Source organism: Streptomyces sp. NPDC001532 (assembly GCF_040298625.1).
Lineage (GTDB): Bacteria > Actinomycetota > Actinomycetes > Streptomycetales > Streptomycetaceae > Streptomyces.
In genome coordinates, this window is the sequence record NZ_JBEPAL010000001.1 from 19,260 (window position 1) to 44,338 (window position 25,079).

At 73.6% G+C, this 25,079-nt stretch carries 25 protein-coding genes; 15 read left to right on the forward strand and 10 right to left on the reverse strand.

Features of this window, described 5'->3' with window-relative positions; all coding sequences use genetic code 11:
* From ABT232_RS00085 to ABT232_RS00095, 3 genes are all read right to left on the reverse strand, one after another.
* The gene (locus ABT232_RS00085) at positions 1 to 1,266 is read right to left on the reverse strand and encodes an NAD(P)/FAD-dependent oxidoreductase (protein ID WP_351833589.1); all 1,266 of its coding nucleotides are present in this window, start codon (positions 1,264 to 1,266) and stop codon (positions 1 to 3) included.
* 104 nt (positions 1,267 to 1,370) lie between these two features.
* Positions 1,371 to 2,642 (reverse strand): deoxyguanosinetriphosphate triphosphohydrolase, encoded by a 1,272-nt coding sequence (locus tag ABT232_RS00090; RefSeq protein ID WP_351833592.1) that lies wholly within the window; start codon positions 2,640 to 2,642, stop codon positions 1,371 to 1,373.
* 112 nt (positions 2,643 to 2,754) lie between these two features.
* On the reverse strand, positions 2,755 to 3,516 hold the full coding sequence (locus ABT232_RS00095; RefSeq protein ID WP_351833595.1) for a sirohydrochlorin chelatase: 762 nt from the start codon (positions 3,514 to 3,516) through the stop codon (positions 2,755 to 2,757).
* Positions 3,517 to 3,651: 135 nt separating this feature from the next.
* On the opposite strand from ABT232_RS00095, the gene ABT232_RS00100 reads away from it, so the two are divergent.
* The 3 genes from ABT232_RS00100 (at position 3,652) to ABT232_RS00110 (ending at position 7,198) form a co-directional block, all read left to right on the forward strand.
* A complete protein-coding gene (locus ABT232_RS00100; protein WP_351833598.1) occupies positions 3,652 to 4,332 on the forward strand; it encodes a SanA/YdcF family protein in 681 nt (226 codons plus the stop codon).
* Positions 4,333 to 4,444: 112 nt separating this feature from the next.
* Positions 4,445 to 6,679 (forward strand): molybdopterin oxidoreductase family protein, encoded by a 2,235-nt coding sequence (locus ABT232_RS00105; RefSeq protein ID WP_351833601.1) that lies wholly within the window; start codon positions 4,445 to 4,447, stop codon positions 6,677 to 6,679.
* 66 nt (positions 6,680 to 6,745) lie between these two features.
* Positions 6,746 to 7,198, forward strand: coding sequence for a carboxymuconolactone decarboxylase family protein (locus tag ABT232_RS00110; RefSeq protein WP_351833604.1), 453 nt, complete (start codon positions 6,746 to 6,748; stop codon positions 7,196 to 7,198).
* A 33-nt stretch (positions 7,199 to 7,231) separates the two neighbouring features.
* Here the strand turns inward: ABT232_RS00110 and ABT232_RS00115 are convergent, their stop codons facing one another.
* Positions 7,232 to 7,678: a gamma-glutamylcyclotransferase family protein gene (locus ABT232_RS00115; RefSeq protein WP_502975302.1), complete on the reverse strand. Its 447-nt coding sequence runs from the start codon at positions 7,676 to 7,678 to the stop codon at positions 7,232 to 7,234.
* Between the two features lie 109 nt (positions 7,679 to 7,787).
* On the opposite strand from ABT232_RS00115, the gene ABT232_RS00120 reads away from it, so the two are divergent.
* Entirely contained in the window at positions 7,788 to 9,413 is a 1,626-nt protein-coding gene (locus tag ABT232_RS00120; RefSeq protein ID WP_351833607.1) for a M4 family metallopeptidase, read from the forward strand.
* 24 nt (positions 9,414 to 9,437) lie between these two features.
* On the opposite strand, the gene ABT232_RS00125 is transcribed toward ABT232_RS00120, so the two are convergent.
* Positions 9,438 to 10,034: an NADPH-dependent FMN reductase gene (locus ABT232_RS00125; protein ID WP_351833610.1), complete on the reverse strand. Its 597-nt coding sequence runs from the start codon at positions 10,032 to 10,034 to the stop codon at positions 9,438 to 9,440.
* Positions 10,035 to 10,322: 288 nt separating this feature from the next.
* On the opposite strand from ABT232_RS00125, the gene ABT232_RS00130 reads away from it, so the two are divergent.
* Both ABT232_RS00130 and ABT232_RS00135 read left to right on the forward strand, forming a co-directional pair.
* On the forward strand, positions 10,323 to 10,841 hold the full coding sequence (locus ABT232_RS00130) for a GVDTG sorting domain-containing protein (RefSeq protein ID WP_351833613.1): 519 nt from the start codon (positions 10,323 to 10,325) through the stop codon (positions 10,839 to 10,841).
* Positions 10,842 to 10,991: 150 nt separating this feature from the next.
* Entirely contained in the window at positions 10,992 to 11,615 is a 624-nt protein-coding gene (locus ABT232_RS00135) for a class F sortase (RefSeq protein ID WP_351833616.1), read from the forward strand.
* A gap of 12 nt (positions 11,616 to 11,627) precedes the next feature.
* Here ABT232_RS00135 and ABT232_RS00140 read toward each other — a convergent pair whose 3' ends face one another.
* A complete protein-coding gene (locus ABT232_RS00140) occupies positions 11,628 to 11,972 on the reverse strand; it encodes a winged helix-turn-helix transcriptional regulator (RefSeq protein ID WP_351833619.1) in 345 nt (114 codons plus the stop codon).
* A 106-nt stretch (positions 11,973 to 12,078) separates the two neighbouring features.
* On the opposite strand from ABT232_RS00140, the gene ABT232_RS00145 reads away from it, so the two are divergent.
* On the forward strand, positions 12,079 to 13,002 hold the full coding sequence (locus ABT232_RS00145) for an NAD(P)-dependent oxidoreductase (RefSeq protein WP_351833622.1): 924 nt from the start codon (positions 12,079 to 12,081) through the stop codon (positions 13,000 to 13,002).
* Here ABT232_RS00145 and ABT232_RS00150 read toward each other — a convergent pair.
* Both ABT232_RS00150 and ABT232_RS00155 read right to left on the reverse strand, forming a co-directional pair.
* On the reverse strand, positions 12,992 to 14,296 hold the full coding sequence (locus tag ABT232_RS00150; protein ID WP_351833625.1) for an outer membrane protein assembly factor BamB family protein: 1,305 nt from the start codon (positions 14,294 to 14,296) through the stop codon (positions 12,992 to 12,994). The genes ABT232_RS00145 and ABT232_RS00150 overlap by 11 nt on opposite strands.
* Positions 14,297 to 14,674: 378 nt before the next feature.
* Positions 14,675 to 15,457: a sulfite exporter TauE/SafE family protein gene (locus ABT232_RS00155; RefSeq protein ID WP_351833627.1), complete on the reverse strand. Its 783-nt coding sequence runs from the start codon at positions 15,455 to 15,457 to the stop codon at positions 14,675 to 14,677.
* A 415-nt stretch (positions 15,458 to 15,872) separates the two neighbouring features.
* Here ABT232_RS00155 and ABT232_RS00160 point away from each other — a divergent pair, with 415 nt between their 5' ends.
* Genes ABT232_RS00160 through nirD form a run of 3 tightly spaced genes read left to right on the forward strand, consistent with a single transcriptional unit; the run spans position 15,873 to position 20,058 of the window.
* Positions 15,873 to 17,087 (forward strand): NAD(P)/FAD-dependent oxidoreductase, encoded by a 1,215-nt coding sequence (locus tag ABT232_RS00160; RefSeq protein ID WP_351833628.1) that lies wholly within the window; start codon positions 15,873 to 15,875, stop codon positions 17,085 to 17,087.
* Positions 17,087 to 19,711 (forward strand): nitrite reductase large subunit NirB, encoded by a 2,625-nt coding sequence (gene nirB, locus ABT232_RS00165; RefSeq protein ID WP_351833631.1) that lies wholly within the window; start codon positions 17,087 to 17,089, stop codon positions 19,709 to 19,711. The genes ABT232_RS00160 and nirB overlap by 1 nt, the downstream gene beginning before the upstream one ends.
* A complete protein-coding gene (gene nirD, locus ABT232_RS00170) occupies positions 19,708 to 20,058 on the forward strand; it encodes a nitrite reductase small subunit NirD (RefSeq protein ID WP_351833634.1) in 351 nt (116 codons plus the stop codon). Before nirB ends, nirD begins: the two co-directional genes overlap by 4 nt.
* A 92-nt stretch (positions 20,059 to 20,150) precedes the next feature.
* Here nirD and ABT232_RS00175 read toward each other — a convergent pair whose 3' ends face one another.
* The gene (locus ABT232_RS00175; RefSeq protein ID WP_351833637.1) at positions 20,151 to 20,561 is read right to left on the reverse strand and encodes a VOC family protein; all 411 of its coding nucleotides are present in this window, start codon (positions 20,559 to 20,561) and stop codon (positions 20,151 to 20,153) included.
* Between the two features lie 77 nt (positions 20,562 to 20,638).
* Between ABT232_RS00175 and ABT232_RS00180 the strand changes: the two genes are divergently transcribed.
* Entirely contained in the window at positions 20,639 to 20,896 is a 258-nt protein-coding gene (locus tag ABT232_RS00180; protein WP_351833639.1) for an ATP-binding cassette domain-containing protein, read from the forward strand.
* 219 nt (positions 20,897 to 21,115) lie between these two features.
* Positions 21,116 to 21,475 carry an FtsX-like permease family protein gene (locus ABT232_RS00185; protein ID WP_351833641.1) on the forward strand — a complete coding sequence of 120 codons (360 nt, stop codon included), beginning with the start codon at positions 21,116 to 21,118 and terminating at the stop codon, positions 21,473 to 21,475.
* A 16-nt stretch (positions 21,476 to 21,491) separates the two neighbouring features.
* Here ABT232_RS00185 and ABT232_RS00190 read toward each other — a convergent pair whose 3' ends face one another.
* A complete protein-coding gene (locus ABT232_RS00190; RefSeq protein WP_351833643.1) occupies positions 21,492 to 21,935 on the reverse strand; it encodes an excalibur calcium-binding domain-containing protein in 444 nt (147 codons plus the stop codon).
* A 243-nt stretch (positions 21,936 to 22,178) separates the two neighbouring features.
* Here ABT232_RS00190 and ABT232_RS00195 point away from each other — a divergent pair, with 243 nt between their 5' ends.
* From ABT232_RS00195 to ABT232_RS00205, 3 genes are all read left to right on the forward strand, one after another.
* On the forward strand, positions 22,179 to 23,336 hold the full coding sequence (locus ABT232_RS00195; RefSeq protein ID WP_351833646.1) for an alkaline phosphatase PhoX: 1,158 nt from the start codon (positions 22,179 to 22,181) through the stop codon (positions 23,334 to 23,336).
* A gap of 206 nt (positions 23,337 to 23,542) precedes the next feature.
* On the forward strand, positions 23,543 to 24,484 hold the full coding sequence (locus tag ABT232_RS00200) for an SMP-30/gluconolactonase/LRE family protein (protein WP_351833648.1): 942 nt from the start codon (positions 23,543 to 23,545) through the stop codon (positions 24,482 to 24,484).
* A 56-nt stretch (positions 24,485 to 24,540) separates the two neighbouring features.
* Positions 24,541 to 25,017, forward strand: a complete 477-nt coding sequence (locus ABT232_RS00205; RefSeq protein ID WP_351833651.1) for a hypothetical protein — start codon at positions 24,541 to 24,543, stop codon at positions 25,015 to 25,017.
* Positions 25,018 to 25,079 lie beyond the last annotated feature (62 nt).

Below are 25,079 nucleotides of genomic sequence, written 5' to 3' on the forward strand. Positions count from 1 at the left end.
CTACCCGCCCAGGCTCTCCAGCGGCACGTGCGGGGACGCCAGCGCCTCGGTGTCCACCTGGGCCCGGGACCGGATGAGCCGCTGGATGTGCTCCGTGACGTCCCACACGTTCACGTTCATCCCGGCCAGCACCCGGCCCTCCTTCACCCAGAAGGCGATGAACTCGCGCTTGCCCGCGTCGCCGCGGATCACCACCTGGTCGTAGGAGCCGGGCGGCGCCCAGCCGGAGTACTCCATGCCCAGGTCGTACTGGTCGGAGAAGAAGTACGGCACCCGGTCGTACGTCACGTCCTGGCCCAGCATGGCGCGGGCCGCCGCCGGGCCGCCGTTCAGCGCGTTCGCCCAGTGCTCGACCCGCATCCGGGTGCCGAAGAGGGCGTGCGGGAAGGCGGCGACGTCACCGGCGGCGTGGATGTCCGGGTCGGAGGTGCGCAGCCGCTCGTCGACCACGATCCCGCCGCCGTGCGCCCGGTCGGCGATCTCCAGGCCGGCCGCCTCCGCGAGCGCGGTCCGCGGGGCCGCGCCGATCGCCGCGAGGACGTCGTGGGCAGGGTGCTCCTCGCCGTCGTCGGTGCGGGCCGCCAGCACCATGCCGTCCTGCCCGACGATCTCGGCCAGCCGGACGCCGAAGCGGAACCGCACCCCGTGCTCGCGGTGCAGTTCGGTGAAGAGCTGGCCCAGCTCGGGGCCGAGCACCCCGTGCAGCGGGGTCGGCTCCGGCTCGACGACGGTGACCTCGGCGCCGTACTCGCGGGCCGCCGCGGCGACCTCCAGGCCGATCCAGCCGGCGCCGGCGATCACGATGTGGCCGTTGTCGCGGCCGAGGTGGGTGAGGACGCCCTTGAGGCGTTCGGCGTGCGCGAGGCGGCGCAGATGGTGGACGCCGGCCAGGTCGGTGCCGGGCACGTCCAGGCGGCGGGGTTCGGCGCCGGTGGCCAGCAGCAGCTTGTCGTAGCGGACGACGGTGCCGTCCTCGCCGAAGCGGACCGTCCTGGCGGCGCGGTCGATCGCGTCGACGGTCTGGCCGAGGTGCAGCTCGATGTCGTGGCGGGCGTACCAGGCGGGCTCGTGCACGAAGACGCTGTCGCGTTCGGCCTTGCCGAGCAGGTAGCCCTTGGACAGCGGGGGCCGTTCGTACGGGTGGTCGCGCTCGTCGCAGATCAGTATCACCCGCCCGGTGAAGCCCTCCGCGCGAAGCGTCTCGGCGGCCTTGGCACCGGCGAGACCTCCTCCGACGATGACGAATGTCTGATCCGCGTCGACCACGTGTTGCCTCCTCGTGAATATGCCGCCACATGCGAGCCTCCCGCACGGAGCGTGATGGGGGAAGAGGGGGTGACCCGATCAGGCCACGCACTGTCACGTACCTGTCACATATGCCCCGTCAGTCGCGCGTGCAGCAGGCGCGCCGTGGCGTCGGTGAGGGAGGCGATCTGGTCGACGATCACCCGTTTGCGGGCCCGGTCGTCGGGGGCCTGGTCGAACAGCGTGCGGAACTGCGGGTCCAGGCCGTCCGGGGCGCGGCCGGTCAGCGCCTCGGCGATCTCGGCGACCACGATCCGCTGGTCGGCGCGGAGCCGGGTCTGCTCGGCGCGCTGCATGACGTACCGGTCGGCGACCGCCTTCAGCACCGCGCACTCCAGCCGGGTCTCGCGCGGGACGACCAGTTCCGCGCCGTACCGGGTGAGCCGGCCGCCGCCGTACGCGGCGCGGGTGGCGGCCTCGGCGGCGAGGCAGAAGCGGCCGATGAGCTGGCTGGTGGCGTCCTTCAGCCGGGCCTGCGCGACCGCCGTGCCGTCGTAGCCGTGCGGCCACCACTCCTGGTCCTGGAGCCGGTCCAGGGCGGCGGCGAGTTCGGCGGGGTCGGTGCCGGCGGGGACGTACCGGCCGACGGCGACCTGGAAGATCGCCTCCCGTTCCGGTTCGGCGTGCAGCAGGTTGGGGTCGATGTGGCCGGCGTGCAGGCCGTCCTCGACGTCGTGCACCGAGTACGCCACGTCGTCGGACCAGTCCATGACCTGCGCCTCGAAGCAGGTGCGGGTGCCGGGGGCGTCCTTGCGGGCCCAGTCGAAGACCGGGCGGTCGTCCTCGTAGACGCCGAACTTCGGCGAGGCCGGGTCGGTGGGGTGGGCGCCGCGCGGCCAGGGGTACTTGGTGGCGGCGTCCAGGGCGGCGCGGGTGAGGTTGAGGCCGACGGAGCCGTCCTCGGTGAACCGCTTGGGCTCGATGCGGGTGAGCAGCCGCAGCGACTGGGCGTTGCCCTCGAAGCCGCCGCAGTCGTCGGCGAACTCGTTCAGGGCCGCTTCGCCGTTGTGGCCGAAGGGCGGATGGCCGAGGTCGTGGGAGAGGCAGGCCGCCTCGACGAGGTCGGGGTCGCAGCCGAGGGCGAAGCCGAGTTCACGGCCGACCTGGGCGCACTCCAGGGAGTGGGTGAGACGGGTGCGCGGGCTGGGGTCCCAGGCCTGGCTGGTGGTGCCCGGCGTCACCACCTGGGTCTTGCCGGCCAGTCTGCGCAGGGCGGCGGAGTGGAGGACGCGGGCGCGGTCGCGCTGGAAGGCGGTGCGGCCGGGGCGCTTGTCGGGTTCCGGTGCCCAGCGGTCGACCGACGTCGGGTCGTAGCCGGGAGGTGCGTTGCCTGCCATGTCTCGACAGTAAGCGTTCGGCGCGGCTGCCGGGCCGATGCCGTTCCGGGGGCGGGTCCGGGTCGTGGGGGTGCGGGTCGTGGGGGTGCGGGTCGCGTGGGCGCGCGGTTCGCTACGAGGTCGCGGCCAGCGCCGGTTCCCTGGTGCGGGCCAGTGCCTCGTCGTAGCGGTGCAGGAGCAGACGGGCCATCAGGGGGTGGGCGCCCAGCGGGTCCGCCGCGATCCACGGGGCGGCCGCCGCGCACTCCGTCGAGAAGCGGCCGGGGGCCGTGAAGCAGGAGGCGACGGCGATGCGGTGGCGGCCCCGCGCCCGCAGCGAGCGGACGGCCGACTCCACCGTGGGGGTCGCGGCGGAGGCGTAGGCGGGGGTCACCGGCACGCCCAGGCGGGCGGCGAGGAGGGCTGCGGTGCGGCCGGTGTCGTACGCCGAGTCGGGGTCGCGGGAGCCCGCCGCGGCCAGCACGACGGCGCTGGTGCGGCGCTCGGCGTCGGTCATGCGGGTGCGCCAGCCGGCCTCGACGAGGCGCGTGTGCAGGGTGTCGACGAGCAGCGGGTGCGGTCCGAGCGGGGCGGCCACTCGGGTGCGGGCCACGGCGGCGGCCGCCATCTCGGGGATGTCCTGCTTGACGTGGTAGCCGCGGCTCAGCAGCAGGGGGACGAGGACCGCCTCCCGGTCGCCGAGCGCGGCGAGCGTGTCGGGGAGCAGGGGCTCGTTCAGTTCGATGTGGCCGAGGCGGACCGGCAGGCCCGGGCGCAGCTCGCGGACACGGTCGAGGAGCGCGCGCACGGTGACCAGGGTGCGCGGGTCACGGCTGCCGTGGGCCACGACGACGAGCGCGGGCGGTCCGGGGCGGAGGCTGAGCTGGCTGTCCATGGATCGAGGGTGCCGGGAGGAGGTTGCCTGCCCGTTGCATGAGAATGACGGGGGTTTTCGGCGGGTTCACGGTGGGGGGTGGGGGCCGTGTGAGGGGTTCGCAACCGGCGCGCCGCACAACACGTCCCTCTCCGTATGACCATCGTACGACCTCGTCTTCCGCGCACCCTGGCCGGCCGCCGTCGGCTGGTGCGGGCGGTGATGGCGGTCCTTGTGCTGGCGCTGCTGCCGTCGACGTGGCTGCACGTCACCACCGGTGACCGGCTGCGGACGACCGCCGACGCGCCGCGCACCGAGGTCGCCGTGGTCTTCGGCGCGGGCCTGTGGAACGGCGAGCCGTCGCCGTATCTCGCGCACCGCCTGGACGCGGCGGCCGAGCTGTACCGGTCGGACCGGGTCGAGGTGGTGCTGGTCACCGGCGACAACAGCCGGCACGACTACGACGAGCCGGACGCGATGCGCGCCTACCTCACCCGGCACGGCGTCCCGGACGAGCGGATCGTCAGCGACTACGCCGGCTTCGACACCTGGGACTCCTGCGTCCGCGCCAAGAAGATCTTCGGGGTGGACGAGGCGGTGCTGATCAGCCAGGACTTCCACATCCGCCGGGCGGTCGCGCTGTGCCGGGAGGCCGGGGTGGCGTCCTACGGCGTCGGAGTCGCCGACGAGCACGACGCGACCTGGTACTACGGCGAGGTCCGGGAGCTCATGGCGAGCGGCAAGGCGGCCCTGGACGCGGTGTTCGAGCCCGACCCCCGCTTCCTCGGCCCGAAGGAGCCCGGTGTGCGCCGGGCCCTGGCCGCCGCCGCCCGCTGACCGGCGAGGAGTCCGCCTCACGGCGGCGCCGGGGCGGCGGGGAGGTCGCCGTCCCGGCCGTGTAACAAGGAGCCGTCCCGGCACGTAACACGGCCGATCCACCCTGAAGGGCATGGACAGCACCTCGACGCCCACCCACTGCCCGTACTGCGCCCTGCAGTGCGGGATGAACCTGTCGCCCACGCCGGACGGGGGCGTCGAGGTGCTGGAGCGCGCCGACTTCCCGGTGAACCGCGGAGCGCTGTGCGGCAAGGGCCGTACCGCGCCCGCGGTGCTCTCCTCCCGGGTGCGCCTGACCTCGCCGCTGGTGCGCTCCGGTGCCGGCCTGGTGCCCGCCACCTGGGACGAGGCACTGGACCGCGTCGCCGACGCGCTGCGCCGCACCCGCGCGGAGCACGGCGCGGACGCGGTGGGCGTGTTCGGCGGCGGCGGGCTCACCAACGAGAAGGCCTACACGCTCGGCAAGTTCGCCAGGGTCGTGCTCGCCACCTCGCAGATCGACTACAACGGCCGCTTCTGCATGTCCTCCGCGGCCGCCGCGGGCACCAAGGCGTTCGGGCTCGACCGCGGGCTGCCCTTCCCGCTGGAGGACATCCCGAAGACCGGCTGCGTGATCCTGGTCGGCTCGAACCTCGCCGAGACCATGCCGCCGTCGCTGCGGTTCCTCACCGAGCTGAAGGAGAACGGCGGCACGCTGATCGTCGTCGACCCGCGCCGCACCAAGACCGCCGAGCAGGCCGACCTGCACCTGGCGCCCCGGCCCGGCACCGACCTCGCGCTGGCGCTCGGCCTGCTGCACCTGATCGTCGCCGAGGGCCGCACCGACGAGGAGTACATCCGCGAGCGGACCAGCGGCTGGGAGGACGCGCGCGCCGCGGCCATGGCGCACTGGCCGGAGTACGTGGAGCGGATCACCGGGGTGTCCGTCCCGCAGCTGCGCGAGGCCGTGCGGCTGTTCTGCGAGCCGGAGTCCGCGATGGTGCTCACCGCGCGCGGACCCGAGCAGCAGTCCAAGGGCACCGACACCGTCGGCGCGTGGATCAACCTGTGCCTGGCGACCGGCCGGGCCGGCCGGCCGTTCAGCGGCTACGGCTGCCTGACCGGACAGGGCAACGGGCAGGGCGGGCGCGAGCACGGCCAGAAGGCCGACCAGCTGCCCGGCTACCGCAAGCTGGACGACCCGGCGGCGCGCCGGCACGTGGCCGAGGTGTGGGGCGTCGACCCGGACTCGCTGCCCGGTCCCGGCCGCAGCGCCTACGAGCTGCTGGACGCGCTGGGCACGGACATCCGCTCGCTGCTGCTGATGGGGTCGAACCCGGTGGTGTCCGCGCCGCGCGCCGCGCACATCGAGGAGCGGATCAGGTCCCTGGAGTTCCTGGCGGTCTGCGACGTCGTGCTGTCGGAGACGGCCGAGCTGGCGGACGTGGTGCTGCCGGTGACGCAGTGGGCCGAGGAGACCGGCACGACCACCAACCTGGAGGGCAGGGTGCTGCTGCGCCGCCAGGCGATCACCCCGCCCGACGGCGTCCGCAGCGACCTGGACGTGATGCACGAGCTGGCGGCGCGGCTCGGGGTGGAGAAGGGCTTCCCGACCGACGCCGAGGAGATCTTCGAGGAGCTGCGCCGGGCCAGCGCGGGCGGCCCCGCCGACTACTCCGGGATCACCTACCGGAGGCTGGCGGAGGAGAACGGCGTGTTCTGGCCCTGCCCGGCACCCGAGACGGCGCCCGAGTCGGGGGCCGACGGCGGGACCGCGGTGGGCGGCTCGGCGGACGGCGGCTCGGCGGAGGACGACTCCGCGCGGGGCAGCTCGGCGGAGGGCGGCTCGGCGGGGGCCGACGGCACCCGCGGCGACACGCACCCCGGCACCCCGCGGCTGTTCCTCGACCGGTTCGCCACCCCGGACGGCCGCGCCCGCTTCGCGCCCGTCTCGCACCGGGCGATCGCCGAGGAGCCCGACGACGAGTACCCGGTGCTGCTGACCACCGGCCGCGTGGTCGCGCAGTACCAGTCCGGCGCCCAGACCCGGCGCGTCGACGAGCTGAACGCCGCCGCACCCGGCCCGTTCGTCGAACTGCACCCGAGGCTGGCGGCCCGGCTGGGCGCGGCCGAGGGCGATCCGGTGGCCGTCGTCTCCCGGCGCGGCCGGGCCGTGGCACCGGCGCGCATCACCCACGCCATCCGCCCCGACACCGTCTTCATGCCGTTCCACTGGCCCGGCGAGGGCCGCGCCAACACCCTCACCAACCCGGCGCTCGACCCGACCTCGCGGATGCCGGAGTTCAAGGCGTGCGCGGTGCGGCTGGAGGCGGTGGAGGCCGTGGGGACGGTGGAGACCGCGCTCTGATCGACCCATGATCCGGGCGCGGAAATGCACCCCTCAAGGGGTCGATCACCCCCGTAGATTCGCCGTATGACGACCTACCAGGTGCCCCAGCGCATGAACTTCGCCGCCGTCGCCCCGAAGGTGTTCAAGGCGGTCCTCAACCTGCACGCGGCGGCTGTGGACGGCCTCGACCCGGTGGTGGTGGAGCTGGTCCAGATCCGCGCCGCGCAGCTGAACCACTGCGCCTACTGCCTCGAGTACCACACCACCGACGCCCGCAAGGCCGGCGAGTCCGAGGACCGCCTCCACCAGCTCGCCGGCTGGCGGGACTCCAGCCTCTTCACGGTGCGGGAGCGGGCCGCGCTGGCACTGACGGAGGCGGTCACGCTGCTGCCCGACGGGGTGCCGGACGAGGTGTACGACGAGGCCGCACGCCACTTCGACGAGGCCCTGCTGGCCCGGCTGATCGCGCTGATCTTCACGGCGAACACCTGGAACCGGATGAACGTGACGACGCGGAAGACACCGGGCACCGACTGAGCGCCGGCCGGATGAGCGCCGGCCGGGCGGCACTCAGGAGCGCCACGTCAGCCAGTCGCCGCCCTCGACGAGCGTGCCCGAGGCGCGCAGCCGGGCGGCGACGGGCGGCGCGGCGAGGTACACCCAGGCCCGCACCGGCGCCCCGTCGGCGGTGCGGACGACCTCGCGGGCGACCCGTTCGTAGAGGTTGCGCGGGTCGCCCGGGGTCTCGCACTCCTCCAGCCGGTCGAGGGCGCGCAGCAGTTCCCCGTACTCCCCGGGCAGCGCGGTGACGATCTCGCCGCGCACCGATCCGCCCGGCCGCGGCACGGCGTAGGGGTAGCCGGGGCCGTCGTAGAGGACCGCGTCGGGGAGCCGGCCCGGTTCCTCGGCGCGGGTGCGGCCGCGCAGGAAGACGTCGTGGTTGGGCTCGCCGGGGCGCAGGGTGCCGTAGACGAAGAACGGGAGGGACACGGGGAGGCGGGGTCGCACGGCACGCACAGAAGCGATTCTCTCTCCTCACACACCTGCACGTCCTCACCCTGGCCATGGCATGTCCACGCCCCCTTGAATCTTGGTCACCCTCAGCGTGACCAGTCCAAGGAGACCCATGAGCCGGATACGGCCGTACGCCCTGGCCGCCACGACGATCGCCGCCCTGCTGGCCGCGACGCTCACCCCGCTCGCCGGGGCCGCCGACCGGCCCGGCCGGGCCGCCGCCCTGGAGAACGGCTCGGCGATCCTCGCCGGCCGGGGCGACCGGCTGGGACTCGGCGCCGGGCAGGAGACCGAGGTGCGGGACGTGATCGTCGACGAGGACGGCACCCAGCACATCCGCTACGACCGCACCTACCGGAAACTGCCGGTCCTCGGCGGCGACTTCGTCCTCCACGTGGCGCCGGACGGCGGCTACCGGGGTGTCGACCGGGCGACGACGGCCACGCTGTCCCTGCCGGGCGTGACCCCCGGCCTGTCCGCCCCGAAGGCCGCCGACCTCGCGACCGGCGCGCTGCGGACGCTGCACGTGGGCGAGATCCTCAAGCGTCTGACGGCGAAGCCGCGGCTGGTCGTCGACGCCCTGCACGGGGCGCCGAGGCTGGCCTGGCGGACCGAGGCGGCGGCGCTGGACGGGCGCGGCAACCCGGTGGCGCGGACCGTGCTGACGGACGCGGCCACCGGCACGCAGATCGACGCCTGGGACACGCTGGAGTCGGCGTCCGGGGACGGCCGTTCGCTGTACGGCGGCACCGTGCCGCTGCGGACGACGGCCGACGGGCCGGGGTACGCGCTGAAGGACCCGAGCCGCGGCGGCACCTACACCGGGGACGCCGCCGGCCAGGTCGACCTGTGCCTGCTGGGCACCCTCTGCCTCACCCGCGCCCCGGCGACCGTCTTCACCGACGCCGACGACCACTGGGGCGACGGCACCACCGCCGACCGCGCCTCGGCGGCGGTGGACGCGCAGTACGGCACCGGCGCCACCTGGGACTACTTCGCGGAGGTGCACGGCCGCGAGGGCATCGCGGGCGACGGCAAGGGCTCGTACAACCGGGTGCACTACGGCACCCGCTACAACAACGCGTTCTGGGACGACACCTGCTTCTGCATGACGTACGGCGACGGTGACGGCACCACGTTCGGTCCGCTGGTGTCGCTGGACGTCGCCGGGCACGAGATGAGCCACGGCGTCACCTCGGCGACCGCGAACCTGACGTACAGCGGCGAGTCCGGCGGCCTCAACGAGGCCACCTCCGACATCTTCGGCACGCTGGTCGAGTTCCACGCGGCCAACGCCGCCGACCCCGGCGACTGGCTGATCGGCGAGAAGGTGGTCCGGCCCGGCTTCGGCCGCGAGGCGCTGCGCCGCATGGACCGCCCGTCCGCCGACGGCTCCTCCCCCGACTGCTGGAGCCCCGCGGTCGCCGACCTCGACGTCCACCACTCCTCCGGCATCGGCAACCACTTCGCCTACCTGCTGGCGGAGGGCAGCGGCACCAAGACCCTCGACAGAGTCGTCCACACCTCCCCCACCTGCGACGACTCCACCGTCACCGGCATCGGCCGGGCCAAGCTCGGCGCCATCTGGTACCGCGCGCTCACCGTCTACATGACGTCCTCCACCACCTACGCCGCCGCCCGCACCGCGACCCTGAACGCCGCCCGCGACCTCTACGGCGACAACAGCCCGGAACACCGCACGGTCGCCGCGACCTGGACCGCGGTCGGAGTCCGCTGACGTACCCGTCCCGCCGGGCTTCTCTCAAGGGCCGTACGGGCGGCGGGCCTTCGCCTCGCGGAGGGCTCGGGCCCACCAGGTGAGCTGGTCGAGCATGGTCTTGGCCGCAGCGTCCGGGGCGGTCGGGTCCTTCGGGTGGCCCTGGTCGTCGAAGGAGGCGCCGGCGTTGTGGAAGGAGACGGTGTCGCGGACGGTGACGGCGTGGAGCTCGGCGAAGACCTGGCGGAGGTGTTCGGTGGCGCGCAGGCCGCCGGAGATGCCGCCGTAGGAGACCAGGGCGACGGGCTTGGCGCGCCATTCGGTGTAGTGCCAGTCGATGAGGTTCTTGAGGGCGGCGGGGAAGGAGTGGTTGTACTCGGGGGTGAGGACGACGAACGCGTCCGCCGAGGCCAGCTTGGGGGTGATCTCGGCGAGGGCGGCGGCCGTCTCCGGGGTGCGGGCGAGGCTGGTGGGCAGCGGGGCGTCGGCCACGTCGACGACCTGGGGCACGAAGTCGTCGTGCTCCTCCAGGCGGGAGAGCAGCCAGTCGGCGACGACCGGGCCGAAACGGCCGTGGCGGTCGCTGCCGACGATCAGGGTGACGGTCAAGGGCTCGGCGCTGGTGGCGATCTGTGTCGTCATGGCAACCAGGCTCGTACCTCAACCTTTGTCGAGGTCAAGTCTCCGGGCCCGTACCGCGCCCGGTCACCCGTTCACACCTCCCCCCGCCCCGTTCGGGCCCCCGTACGCCACTTGCCTGCCGCAGCCTCGATGACCTGCTGAAACACGGCACCACGTCGAGAGATCGGCGCGGCCCGCGGCACCCGTTCTCCGTATTTCTGACGACCCCTCAGGAAGCGCGCTCGGCCCGCTGCCACTTACCTCGGAGGGACAGGGCCCACCGAACAGCTTCGTGAGGGAGCACCACCCATGCGACGTACCGCCCGGCTGCTGACCGGTACCGCGCTCACCGTCGCCGCCGCCGCGCTGGCCGCGGCACCCGCGTACGGCGGTGACACCGGCGGCCTGGACGTGTACCCGTCCACCCTGGTGCCGGGCGACTGGGTCGACGTGAACACCACGGCGTGCGGCGACGGCAGCGCCGCGGGCGACGCCAGCGCGGTCGGCGCCGGGTACTTCACGCTGGCGCCCAGCACCGAGGAGGACCGGGCGGCCGGCCGGTTCCGGGTGCCGCCGAGCGCGCAGCCGGGCACCTACGAGATCGTCGCGCGGTGCGCCGACGGCGAGCGGGAGGTCCGCGGCGATCTGGTGGTCACGCTGGCCTCGGACCGGCAGCAGGTGTATCCCCGCGGCAGTGTGAAGACGGGGGTCGGCGGCGCACTGGGCCCCGACCCCGTGCAGACCGCGGCCGGCGTGGCGGCTCTCGCCGTCGCCGCCGCGGGCGGTACCTGGCTCCTGCATCGCCGGGCGAGAGGCGACGGGATCTGACGGACACCCTCCGCTGTCCGTCCGCCGGTACCGCACGCCCCTCCCCCTCCGGGTCCGACGCCCCTCGCGGCCCGGAGGGGGGTACGGGGAGGACGCCGTCCCGCCGGGCCCGGTCCGCCGGGTACGGCCCAGTCCAGGGAGGAGGCCGCCATGCGACGCGGGTACGGCAACGTCGCCATAGCCGCCGTGACCGCTGTCGCCCTGTGCTCGGGCGCCTGGCTGCTGCGCAGCGGCACCGAGACGCACGCCCCGCCGCAGCCCTCGGCCGCCGAGGCGCACGCCGACCCGGCCACCGAGCGGTCGGCGGCCCCGGCGCTGCCGCCGTCCCCGCCCGACCGCGTCCGCATCCCCGCGATCCGCGTCGACGCCCCGCTGACGGGCCTGGGCCTCACGCCCGCCGGCAGCCTGGACGTGCCCCCGCCGGAGAAGAAGAACCTGGCCGGCTGGTACGAGGCCGGGACCACACCCGGCGAGCGCGGCACCGCGATCGTCGCCGGGCATGTGGACAACGCCGACGGGCCCGCCGTCTTCTACGGGCTGGGCGCCCTCAAGCGCGGCGGCACCATCGAGGTGGACCGCCGGGACGGCTCGGTCGCGGTGTTCACCGTCGACGCCGTCGAGGTCTACCAGGCGCGGGACTTCCCCGACGAGAAGGTGTACGGCGCGGCCCGCCGCCCCGAGCTGCGGGTGATCACCTGCGGCGGGGGTTTCTCGCCCGGCACCGGCTACCAAGCGAACGTGGTCGTCTTCGCCCATCTGACGGGCGTCCGCTGACGCCGCGCGGTGTCACGCCGGTTCCGCCGCCGCGCCCAGCACATGCGCCTCGCCCCACAGCCCGAGCGGCGCCAGCGCCTCGTTGAGCGCGACACCGCGCGGCGTCAGCGAGTACTCCACGCGCGGCGGCACCTCGTCGTACTCCTCCCGGTGCACGATGCCGTCCGCCTCCAGCTCCCGCAGATGCGCGGCGAGCACCTTCTCCGTCACCCCGGGCAGCGCGCGGCGCAGCTCCCCGAAGCGGTGCGCCCGCACGCTCAGCTCCCACAGGATGAGCACCTTCCACTTGCCGCCGATCACGTCCATCGCCGCGTCGACCCCGCAGATGTACGCCCCCGCACGCCGTCCGACCGCCATGCCCGACCCCGCCTCTCCTCCACTGCCTGGACCCTTCCCCCGGGGTAACCACCCACTTGGAAGTGCGTACTTGAGCAGCCGGCTCCCCGCTACGAGGCTAACGGCCATGACCGACAACGCCCCTTCCCCGAGCCCCCGCACCGCCCCCGCCGAACCCACTCCCCTCACCCTCCTCGGCGCCGGCGCCATGGGCACCGCCCTCGCCCGCGCCTGGCTGGCCGCCGGGCATCCCGTGACCGTCTGGAACCGCACCCGGGCCCGCGCCGAGGCACTGGCCGCCGACGGCGCGACGGTCGCCGCGAGCGCGGCCGAGGCGGTGGCCGCCAACCGGCTGGTGATCGCCTGCCTGCTGGACGACACCAGCCTGGGCGAGGCGCTGGAAGGGGCCGGCCTGTCCGGCCGTGACCTCGTGAACCTCACCACCGGCACGCCCGCCGAGGGCCGTGCCCGGGCCGCCTGGGCCGAGGCGCGCGGCGCCCGCTTCCTGGACGCGGGGATCATGGCCGTACCGCCGATGATCGGGCACCGCGAGTCGGGTGCGTACGTGTTCTACAGCGGGTCGCCCGAGCTGTTCGAGGAGCACCGCGCGACCCTCGCCGTCCCGGCGGACACCCGCTTCGTGGGCGCGGACCCGGGCTTCGCGGCCCTGCACGACGTGGCGCTGCTGAGCGGGATGTACGGCATGTTCTCCGGGATCGCGCACGCGTTCGCGCTGATCCGCGACGAGGACATCGCGCCCAAGGACTTCGCCCCGCTGCTGGAGGGCTGGCTGACGGCGATGGCGGGGTCGGTGCACGACACGGCCGAGCAGCTCACCTCCGGCATCCGCGCGGGGGCCGAGGCGTCCAACCTGGCCATGCAGGTGCAGGCGTCGCGGACCCTGCTGCGCACGGCGGACGACCAGGGCGTGAGCAAGGAGCTGCTGCTGCCGTACCTGGAGCTGATGAGGCGCCGGCTGGAGGCCGGGCACGGCGACGAGGACACCACCGGAGTGATCGGCCTCCTCGCCGTGCCGCCCGCTACGGCCTGAAGGCGAGCAGCGGCGGGTGATGGACGCCGTTGGGGTTGACGGCGACCCAGGTGTCACCCGCCCGCAGCAACTGGGCGCAGGTCTCGATGAGTCCGCCGGCCTCGCGGATCGTCGTGCCGTCGCTCTCGCCCCGCCATGCTCCGTCGGCGACGCCGATCGTCCACAGCCGCTGGTTCGCGCCGAGCACCGCCAGCTCGCCGTCGCCGTCCGGCGCCAGCGCGACGACAGGGATGCCCAGGTCGGCGTGCCACATGCGCCGCCCGTCGCGCAGCGAGTGGGCGACGATCCGCTCGGGCGAGTCGCCGCCGGGTTCGGTGGCGGCGACGACCAGCACCTCGTCGCGCACCACGGCCGTGAGCGCCGGGCGGGCCAGGAAGCCCTTGGGGTACGCCGCCGTGTCGATCACCAGGTCCTCCTGGTCGGCGGTGAGCGGGATCCGGACCGGGTCGCCGTCGCCCGCGAAGGACAGCACGGCGGCCACGCCCCGGTCGTCCTCCTCCGTCAGCAGCAGGGTGAACGGTTCCGCGGCGACCACCATGGCCCCGACCACCGGGCTCTCGACGGGGAGCCGCTGCCGGGCGGTCTCCTTGCCGGTGGCGTTGTCCAGGGTGACCAGCCAGGCGGAGCGGAAGTCGAGGAACGTGTCGCACTGGACGACGACGCGTGTGGTGCCGCCCGCGGCGGAGCCCACCTTGGGCCGGCACTCCACCTCATCGTCGGCCGGCTCCACGCTCTTCGGCTCGGTCAGCCTCGTGGTCCAGCGCGGGGTGCCGTCGGCGAGCCCGAACCCGCGCACGGCGTCGTCGGCGAGGGCCACGGCCGTGTCCCCGTCCGCGGCGAGCAGTCCGTCGCTCGCGGACGAGAACGCCGAGACGCCGTCGAGCTCGCGCTCCCACACCTTGCGGCCGTCGCGCACACCGACGCCCCACACGGTGTCGCAGGGCTTGTCGTGCCGGCTGAAGGCGACCAGCCCGATCCCGTCGACGACGGTGTCGCTCATCCCGCACACCGACTTGCGCACCGGCGCCCGCAGCACCCAGCGGCGGTCGCCGGCCCGCGAATCGTATGCGATCAGCGCGTCGCCGCGGGCCCGCACGACGGTCTCGGCGTCCTCGCCCACGGCCCAGGCCCCCACGGCGCGTACGGTCGCCGGCCGGTCCGGTACGGCCTGCCACGCCACGTCGAGCACCGGCCCGCGCATCCACAGATAGCCCTGCCAGCCGGGCCACAGCACGAGCAGCGCGCCCACCGCCAGCAGCGTGGTGGGAAGCTTCCATCCGCGGCGGCCGAACACGAAGACGGCACCGAGGGTCCCGAAGACGCCGGCGAAGGTGAGGACGAAGGCCAGTGTGAGGGTCGGCGTGGTGCCGTCCGGGCAGGGGCTGTACCGGCCGCCGCAGGAGTTGCCGGGGATGGAGGACCACCCCAGGTAGTACTACTCCGCGGTGAGCCCGAGGGCCGCCCCCGCCAGCACGACCAGCCCGCCCGTCAGCGGCACCCGGTTCCAGCGCCGTCCGCCGTCCTCGGCCACGTTCCCCACCCCTTGTCCCGTTGCTCCCCCGCTCCCCCGCTCCCCCGCGCCACCGCGCCACCGCCGCTCCGGCGAGGAAGCGGCGCCGGAGCTTAACGCGCCCGAGTGGATCACGTCAGCGCATCCCGGCGCCCTGGTCGGTCAGGCCAGCCACTGCTCGTACGCCAGGTTCGCCACCAGCGCGAACACCACGGTGAGCAGCACGATCCGCACGAAGCCGCTGCCCCGCTTCAGCGCGGTGTGCGCGCCCAGCGTGCCGCCCGCCAGGTTGAACAGGGCCATCAGCGCGGCGAGTTGCCACAGCACCGCGCCCTGCCAGGCGAACATCGCCAGCGCGCCGGCGTTGGTGCAGCAGTTGACGATCTTCGCGGTGGCGGAGGCCGTGACCAGGTCGAGGTGGAGCACGGCGGTGAGGGAGAGGACGAGGAAGGTGCCGGTGCCCGGTCCGATGAACCCGTCGTAGAAGCCGATCCCGATACCGGCGAGGCCGATCGCGGCGAGCACCCGGCGGCGGCCGACCGGCCCGGGTGCGGGGGCGGTGCCGAAGGACGGGCGCAGGATCACGAAGGCGGCCACCGCGAGCAGCACCACCATGATCACCGGCTTGAGCACCTCCGTGCTCATCCCGGCCGCGAAGAAGGCGCCGCCCGACGATCCGGCGAGCGCCGCCAGCCCGATCCGTACGGCGGCCCGCACGTCCACCGGCGCCTTGCGGGCGTAGGTCACCGCGGCGCCGGTGGTGCCGACGATCGCGACCGCCTTGTTGGTACCGAGCGCGTACACCGCCGGCGTCCCCGCGGGCAGCCCTAGCAGCAACGCCGGCAGCAGCAACAGCCCACCCCCGCCGACCACGGCGTCGATCCAGCCGGCCGCGAGGGCGGCGACACAGAGCAGGGCGATCATGGCGAGGGGTATGTCGGGCATGCTGCGGACCCTAAGGAGCGGACGCTTGCAACGTCCACATACCTGAGGATCTTCTGAGGTCGTCGGCTGAGCGGGGGCGACGTGGCGGCCGGAGGCCGGAGCGGGGGCGGCTCAGCGGGGGCGACGTGGCGGCCGGAGGCCGGAGCGGGGGCGGCTGAGCGGGGGCGACGTGGCGGCCGGAGGCCGGAGCGGGGGTGGCGGGGCGGGGTGGCTCAGCGGGGGCGGATGAGCGGGGGCGGCTCCACAGCCGAGCTCCAGCCTGCCCTCAGTCGATCTCCCCCACCGATCTCACACAGGCCCCGAGCCGCCCCCCACCAACCCTCACACCCCGCCCCCCTCCCCGCTGAGGGCAGAGTTCCCCGCGTGAAACAGATGCGATGCGGCCGGGTAACACCCGCACCGCACGCTCGACAGCATGACCTCGAATACGCGTGTGGTGGTGATCGGCGCCGGCCTCGCGGGCGTACGGCTCGCCCGGCGGCTCGGTGAGCTCGGCACGCCCGCGCTGCTCATCGGCGAGGAGGAGCACCGGCCCTACAACCGGGTGCTGCTCGCCGAAGTGCTGGCAGGACGCTACAGCCCCGATGTGATCGCCCTCCCGGCGCCCGCGGAGCTGACGCGCGGCCGGGTGACCGGCATCGACCGTGAGGGCCGGACCGTGCGGTGCGCGGACGGCTCGGTGATCGCATACGACACGCTGGTCCTGGCCACCGGCTCCAACCCGGTGCTGCCGCCGCTGCGCGGTCTGTTCACCCCCGACCACGAACTGCCCGAGGGCGTCCACGCCTTCCGCACCATGGACGACTGCCTGGGCCTGTCCAAGGCGGTCCGGCCCGGAGTGCGCGCGGTCGTCATCGGCGGCGGACTGCTCGGGGTCTCCGCGGCCCGCGCCCTCGCCCTGCGCGGCGCGCAGGTCGTGCTCGCCCAGCAGTCCGAGCGGCTGATGGAGCGACAGCTCGACCCGGCCGCCTCCAAGCTGGTCAAGCGGCATCTGATCGACCTCGGCGTCGAGGTGCACACCGAGTGCCGGGTGCGCGACGTCCGCGTGGTCGGCGGCGCGGTCCGCTCGGTGGAGATGGCCGACGGTTACGCCCTCGACGCCGACCTCGTCGTCCTGGCCTGCGGTGTCCACCCGCGCGTCGGGCTCGCCAAGGCCGCCGGGCTCGCCGTGCACAAGGGCGTCCTGGTCGACGACGAACTGCGCACCTCCGACCCGCACATCCGCGCGATCGGCGACTGCGCCCAGCACGACGGGAACGTGTACGGCCTCGCCGCACCCGCCCTGGAGCAGGCCGACATCCTGGCCGGCTCGCTCACCGGGAACGGCACCGCCCGCTACACCGGCACCCGTTCCCTCACCCGCCTCACCCTCTCCGGTCAGGCCCCCTTCGACCTCGCCGCGTTCGGCGAGACGGAACCCCGCCCCGGGGACGACGTCGTGCAGCTCGCCGACGCCACCCGCGGCACCTACCGCAAGGTCGTCGTCCGCGACGACCGCCTGGTCGGCGGGGTCCTCGTCGGCGAACTCGGCACCGTCGGCGCGCTGGCGCGCGCCTGGGAGGGAGCAGAGCCGCTCCCGTCGGACGGCGCTCCCCTGCTCCACCTGCTCACCAATGATGGAGGCTCCTGATGTCCACGACCGCACCTGTGGGGAACGGCCCCCGCCCCACGATCGTGCTCGTCGGCCACGGCATGGTCGGCCAACGCTTCCTCGAAGCGCTCGCCGAGCGCGGCCTGACCGCCACGCACCGCGTGGTCGTGCTCTGTGAGGAGCCGCGTCCCGCCTACGACCGGGTCCACCTCACCTCGTACTTCGACGGCACCTCGCCCGAGGAACTCTCCATGACGGACATGGAGTTCATCGAGAAGCACGGCATCGAGCTGCACATCGGCGACCCGGCCGAGACGATCGACCGCGACGCCCGCAAGGTCGCCGCCCGCTCCGGTCTGGTCGTCGACTACGACGTCCTGGTGCTGGCCACCGGCTCGTACCCGTTCGTGCCGCCGGTCCCGGGCAAGGACGCCGAAGGCTGTTTCGTCTACCGCACGATCGAGGACCTGCTCGCGATCGAGGAGTACGCGAAGACGGCGAAGTCCGGTGCGGTGGTCGGCGGCGGTCTGCTCGGCCTGGAGGCCGCAGGCGCGCTGAAGGGCCTCGGCGTCGAGGCGCACATCGTGGAGTTCGCGCCGCGGCTGATGCCGGTGCAGGTCGACGAGGGCGGTGGCGCGGCGCTGCTGCGCACCATCGAGGACATGGGCCTGTCCGTGCACACGGGCGTGGGCACGCAGGAGATCGTCACCGGCAAGTCGGGCGCCGTCACCGGCATGAAGCTGTCCGACGGCTCGGAGCTCGCCACCGACATGGTGATCTTCTCCGCCGGTGTCCGCCCCCGCGACCAGCTGGCCCGCGACTGCGGCCTGACGGTCGGCGAGCGCGGCGGCATCAGCGTCGACGAGCAGTGCCGCACGGTCAGCGACCCGCACGTCTTCGCCATCGGCGAGTGCGCGCTCGCCGCCGACGGCCGGGTCTACGGCCTCGTGGCCCCCGGCTACGAGCAGGCCGAGACGGTCGCCGCGACGATCGCCGCCGACGAGGCGTCCTTCACCGGCGCCGACCTGTCCACCAAGCTGAAGCTGCTCGGCGTGGACGTGGCCTCCTTCGGCGACGCGCACGGCACCGCCGAGGACTGCCTCGACGTCGTCTACTCCGACTCCCGCGCGGGCCTCTACAAGAAGCTGGTCATCGCCCGCGACGGCACCCTGCTCGGCGGCATCCTCGTCGGCGACGCGGAGGCCTACGGCACGCTGCGCGCCTTCACCGGCTCGGTCCCGCCGATCTCGCCGGAGCAGCTGGTCCTCCCGGCCGGCGCCGGCGCCCCGGTCCAGCTCGGCCCGTCCGCGCTGCCCGACGAGGCGGTCATCTGCTCCTGCCACAACGTCACCAAGGGCACCATCCGCGGCGCGGTCACCGACCACCAGTGCACCACCGTGCCCGAGGTCAAGAAGTGCACCAAGGCCGGCACCGGCTGCGGCTCCTGCATCAAGGTCCTCGGCCAGCTCGTCACCGCCGAGCTGGAGGCGAGCGGCGTCGAGGTCGACAAGGGCCTGTGCGGCTGCTTCTCGCAGACCCGCGAGGAGCTGTACGAGATCGTCCTCGCCCTGCGCATCACCTCCTACCAGGACCTGCTCGACCGCTACGGCCGCGAGAGCGCCCGCGGCGGCGACGGCTGCGAGGTCTGCAAGCCGACGGTCGGCTCGATCATCGCCTCCCTGGCGCCCACCATCGGCGCCGACGGCTACGTCCTGGACGGCGAGCAGGCCGCGCTCCAGGACACCAACGACCACTTCCTGGCGAACCTCCAGAAGAACGGCTCGTACTCCGTCGTCCCGCGCATCCCCGGCGGCGAGATCGCCCCGGAGAAGCTGATCGTGATCGGCGAGATCGCCCGCGACTTCGGCCTCTACACGAAGATCACCGGCGGCCAGCGGATCGACATGTTCGGCGCCCGCGTCGAGCAGCTCCCGCTGATCTGGGCCCGGCTGGTGGACGCCGGCTTCGAGTCCGGCCACGCCTACGGCAAGTCGCTGCGCACCGTGAAGTCGTGCGTCGGCCAGACCTGGTGCCGCTACGGCGTCCAGGACTCCGTCCGGATGGCCATCGACCTGGAGCTGCGCTACCGGGGCCTGCGCTCCCCGCACAAGCTGAAGTCCGCGGTCTCCGGCTGCGCCCGCGAGTGCGCGGAGGCCCAGTCGAAGGACTTCGGCGTGATCGCCACCTCCAACGGCTGGAACCTGTACGTCGGCGGCAACGGCGGCGCCACCCCGCGCCACGCGGACCTGCTCGCCCAGGACCTGTCCGACGCCGAACTGATCCGCCTCATCGACCGGTTCCTGATGTTCTACATCCGCACCGCCGACCGGCTGGAGCGCACCTCCACCTGGCTGGAGCGGATCCCGGGCGGCCTGGACCACGTCCGCGACGTGGTCGTCCACGACTCCCTCGGCATCTGCGAGGAGCTGGAGAGCCTGATGACCGCCCATGTCTCGCACTACCGCGACGAGTGGGCCGAGACCATCAACGACCCCGAGAAGCTGGCCCGGTTCGTGTCCTTCGTCAACGCGCCCGACACCCCGGACCCGGTGGTCGCCTTCGTCCCCGAGCGCGACCAGATGAAGCCGGACCTGCCCCTGCTCTCGATCGGCCTGCGCCGCCCCGCCGACGAAGACGTTCTGGAAGGAAGCGCCCAGCGATGACCCTGGCTCCCGAGACGACCGACCTGAAGGTCCAGCTCCGGCTGGCGGACGACTGGTTCACGGTCTGTGACCTGACCGCCCTGCTGCCGGGCCGCGGAGTGGCGGCCCTGCTGCCCGACGGCAACCAGGTGGCCCTCTTCCGCGACCGCAAGGGCGACCTGTACGCCATCGACAACCGCGACCCGTTCACCGGCGCGGCCGTCCTCTCGCGCGGCCTCACCGGCACCCACCAGGGCCGCCCGTTCGTCGCCTCGCCGCTGCTGAAGCAGCGCTTCGACCTGCTGTCCGGGCAGTGCCTGGACGACGAGACCGTACGTGTGACGGCGTACGAGGTACGGGCCGCCTGAGCGACACCCGGCCCCCGACCGCCACTGTTCACCGGCCGGCCCTGGCCTGCCCCGCCTCGCGCCGGTGAACGGTGGCGGTCGCGCGTTCGCCGCTACTCCTCACCCAGCTCGGTGAACAGCGTCAGCTGGAGCGCGCCCGGAGCGTTCAGCCGGGCGTTCAGGCTGTTCCAGGGCGTGCGCGTCGGCTCCGCGACCACCTCCGCCCCGGCGGCGGCGAGCCGCGCGGTGACCGCCGCGGAGTCGTCCACCTGGAAGGCGACCCTGATGTGCCCGGCGACCTCCCGCCGCCCGGTCTCGACCTCGTCGATGAACCGCGCGTGCGGCGGATCGGTGATCTCCAGCGTCGCCCGCCCGGCCTCCAGAATCACCACCCGCCCCCCGTCCGAACTGAACGCCGCCCGCTCGGGCAGCCCGAGCACGTCCCGGTAGAAGCGGAGCGCGGCGTCGTAGTCGTCGGCGGTGACGACGAGCCGGAGTTCGCGGACGGCGGGGGTGTCGGACATGGAACTCCTCGGGCCGGGCTGACTGCGGGTCTCTGACTGCGCCTCAACTCCGAGCGGGCGTCCCGTCATTCCCGGCTGTGGCGATCCGGCCGGATTTCGAGCGGATCGATCTCTTCTACGGTCAGTCGCACGCCGTCAGAAGCGCATCCATCGCACTAGGCACCGGCGAGGTGGTGGCCATCACCGGCCAGAGCGGATCGGGAAAGTCATCGCTCCTCTACTGCCTTGCCGGCGTGCTGCCCGTGGCACGTGGCGAAGTGCGCTTCGAGAACCGCGTCCTGGGCGAACTCGACGACGAGGAACTGAGCACCTTGCGCCGAGACCGCTTCGGGTAGTGCCCTGCGGAGCGGAGCCATCCTCGTACCGCCCTGCCGCCGCACGCCCGCCCCGCGGAAGCCACCCTCAGGCTCATCAGCGCCCCCGGCACGGACACAGTCCGCAGGGTCCTCGACGGCGTCCGCGGTGTCGCCCCCACCGCCGACGTCACCCCCCAGAACCTCAACGTCGACGGACTCCAGCAGATCGCCGTCATCAAGACGCTGCTCGGCCTCGGTATGGTCCTGGGGCTCGTCATCGGGGTGGCTGCGTATGTCGTCGCCGCGACCGACCGGGCCGTGGAGCGGCGGCCGCAGGTGACCGCGCTCGCGCTGCTGGGGGCGCGGCCGCGGACGTTGCGGGCGGTGCAGGTCATGCAGGTGGTGGTGCCGCTGACGGTGGGGCTCGTGCTGGCGGTGGTGGCCGGGAAGGCGGCCGAGTCCGGTTATCTGGTCTCCGGCGGCGGAGCCGTCTTCTGGGACGGCGACGGGGTGCCGCTGCTGCTCGCCTGTGCCGTGGGGGTCGTCGGGATCGCCGCTCTCGGCGCGCTGCCGCTGCTCGGGCGGAGGATCGATCCGGAGCTGATCCGCCGGGACTGACCGGCCGCCTCGCCGCTCAGGTGTCGCAGGCGACGCCGTCGTTGTCGCGGTCGAGGTGGGAGGCGTAGCCGGGCTGTCCGCGGCGAATGGGGGCGGCGCCGGCCGCGCGGACCTCGCTGCAGTTGGCGTAGTAGACGTCGGCGCCGGCGTCGTCGTAGTCGTAGTCGTCCGAGTGGTCGGCGGCCGCGTCCGGCTCCGGCTCGGCGGTGACCGTCTCGGTCTCCGTCACCGTGGGGGCGGGTTCCGCCTCGGGTGTCACCGTCGCCGTGGCCGTGGCCGTGACGGTGTGCGTGGGGGCCGGTTCCGCGGCCATCGGCTTGCTGTCGGTCGGCTCGGCCGCCTCGCCGCCGGTTCCCGCGCCCGCGCCGATGCCGAGACAGAAGGCCAGTGCCAGGGCCGGCAGCACGTAGCGCTTCCGCGCCCAGCGAGGCGTGTGCGAGGTGGTGTACGGGTTGGTCATCTCGTCCCCCCGGACGTCTGTTGCGTAAGGGGATGAACGTAATGCCAGGACATGCCGCACATGAGGCGTGTGACTATTCTGTGATCATTGTGAAGATCGGTGTGCCGAGGGACCCGCCCCGGCCGCGCCCCCGATCCGTCACCGTCCGTCCACGGCCAGGCCACCCCGCTGCCCTAAGGTCCTGGATCGCGTGACCCCGCCGCCGACCGGTGGTGGGGCGGACACGGCACTCTTGGAGTGAGAGTGGAACGTCGTAGCCTCCTGCGTGCGGCTCTCATCGGCGGTACCTCCGCCGCGCTCGGCGGAACCCTCTGGCGCGGCGCCGCGTACGCGGCCCCCGCGCAGCCCGGCACCGGCCCCTACGGCGCCCTGGGCGGCCCGGACGCCAACGGCATCCGGCTTCCCGGCGGCTTCACCAGCCGGGTCGTCGCCCGTTCCGGGCAGACCGTCCCCGGCACGTCGTACACCTGGCACAACGCTCCCGACGGCGGCGCCTGTTACGCCGACGGGTCCGGCTGGATCTACGTCTCGAACTCGGAGATCAGCCCCGGCGGCGGCGCGGGCGCGGTGAAGTTCTCCTCGACCGGCGCGATCACCGGCGCGTACCGCATCCTCTCCAACACCCGCACCAACTGCGCCGGCGGCAAGACCCCGTGGAACACCTGGCTGTCCTGCGAGGAGGTCGACCGCGGTTACGTCTACGAGACGGATCCGTGGGGCGTGCAGGCGGCCACCCGCCGGGACGCGATGGGCCGCTTCAAGCACGAGGCGGCGGCGGCCGACCCGGTCCGTCAGGTCATCTACATGACCGAGGACGTCACGGACGGCTGCTTCTACCGCTTCAAGCCCACCACCTGGGGCAACCTCTCCTCCGGCACCCTGGAGGTGCTGGTCGCCGGCACCGGCACGTCCGGCCCGGTCACCTGGGCCCGCGTCCCGGACCCGACCGGTGCCACCGCCACCCGCAACCAGGTCTCCGGCGCCAAGCGGTTCAACGGCGGCGAGGGGTGCTACTACGCCAACGACACCTGCTGGTTCACCACCAAGGGCGACAATCGCGTCTGGCAGTACAACGCCGCCGCCCAGACCATCGAACTGGCCTACGACGACTCCCTGGTGACCGGCGGCACGGCCCCGCTCACCGGCGTCGACAACGTCACCGGCACCTCCTCCGGCGACCTGTTCGTGGCGGAGGACGGCGGCAACCTGGAGATCTGCGTGATCACGCCGGACGACGTGATCGCCCCGTTCCTGCGCATCGACGGCCAGTCCGCCTCGGAGATCACCGGCCCGGCGTTCTCCCCCGACGGCCGGCGCCTGTACTTCTCCAGCCAGCGCGGTACGTCGGGCAGCTCGTCCGGCGGGATCACGTACGAGGTGACGGGGCCCTTCCGGGCGTAGCGCGGGCGGGGAGGTGGGACCCGATGGATCCGTCCTGGCCCGTCCCGGCCGATCCTGGCCCGTCCTGGCCGGTTCCGGCCCGTTCGAGGCTGTCGACTTTCTGTCGACTTCCGCGCAGCGGTCGAGCCGGCCGCGGCGATGGAGTTTCATCGAGTCCCACCGACCCCGCACGGCTCACCTCTGACCCTCTGACGGAGGCCCGAACCATGAACCGGAACCGCCCCCAGCCGTCCCGGCGCGCCGTCCTCGGCGGTGCCGCCGCCGCGCTCACGGTGGCCACCGGCACCACCGCGGCCCAGGCCGGCAACCGCCCCGCCTGGCCGACGCAGTTCCCCCTCCCTGACGGCTGGCTCCCCGAGGGCATCACCATCGGCGCCCGGCCGTACGCCTACCTGGGCTCCCGCGCCGACGGCGCCGTCCTCCGCGCCGATCTGCGCACCGGCGAGAGCGAGGTCCTCCACGCGGGCACGCCGGGCACCGCGTCCATCGGCCTGAAGCTGGACCGCGACGGTCTGCTGTACGTCGCCGGAGGCGGTGGCGGCACGGCGAAGATCGTGGACGCGCGCACGGGCGCGCTGGAGCACACGTACCAGCTCACGGCCTCCAGCGGGCAGTTCATCAACGACGTGATCCTGCACGAGGACCGCGCCTGGTTCACCGACTCCCGCGCGGCGGTCCTGTACGGCGTCCCGCGCGGCCGTACCGGACCCGTGAGGGAACTCCCGCTCACCGGCTCCTGGGAGCAGCTGCCCGGCGTCAACAACGCCAACGGCATCGTCACGGCCCCCGACGGCCGCGACCTGATCGTCGTGAAGAGCACGCCGGGCACCCTGTACCGGGTCTCCCCGAGGACCGGCGAGGCGGTCGAGATCACCCTGATCGGCCAGGACACCGTCGTCAACGGCGACGGCCTGCTGCGCATCGGCCGCACGCTCTACGTCGTCCAGAACCGTCTGAACACCGTCTCCGTCTGGCACCTGGACCCCGCCGCCACCACGGCGACCCTGCGCACCACCCTCACCGACCCCCGTTTCGACGTCCCCACCACCGCCGCCCGCTGGGGCAACCGCCTCTACCTGGTCAACGCCCGCTTCACCAGCCCCCAGACCCCGGAGACGACGTTCGACGCGGTGGCCGTACCGCTCTGAGCCATCGAGCCGGCACCGACCTGGGGCGCGGGTGGGACGTCGGCAGAATGAACCACATGGCCACAGACGAGAACCCGGCGTTCACGCTGCCGCGAGGCGCCACCGGCTTCCTCCGGCCGAAGGACGGGCCGCTGCCGGAAACCGACCGGCGGGCGTTCCGCGCGGCGCTGTACGCGGCCGCCCGGGCCGCCGACGGCCATGTGGGCGAGATCGAGGAACAGGCCTACCCGCGTACGTTCCACAGCGCGACGGTCATCGAGGGCACAGGCACGCGCGTCGTCCTGTGCCACGCCCACCACCCCTGGATCGCCTTCGCCCGGGAACGCCGGGACTGGTACACGGAGGAGTTCACCGCACCGCCGCCGTGGGCCCGTACCTTCGCCGACCTGGGGTTCGTCGTTCTCGACCGCGCGCAGCTCACGCTGCCGCTCGCGGACGTCGACACCTCGGTCCTGACCCGAGGCGAGTGGCGCGCCGTTCGCCACCACGGCATCACCACATTGGGCGGAGTGCTCTTCAACGCGTGGGACTGAGGCGGGGCGAACCGCGCGCACGCACGAGAGGGCGGCACCCCCGCACAGGGTGCCGCCCTCTC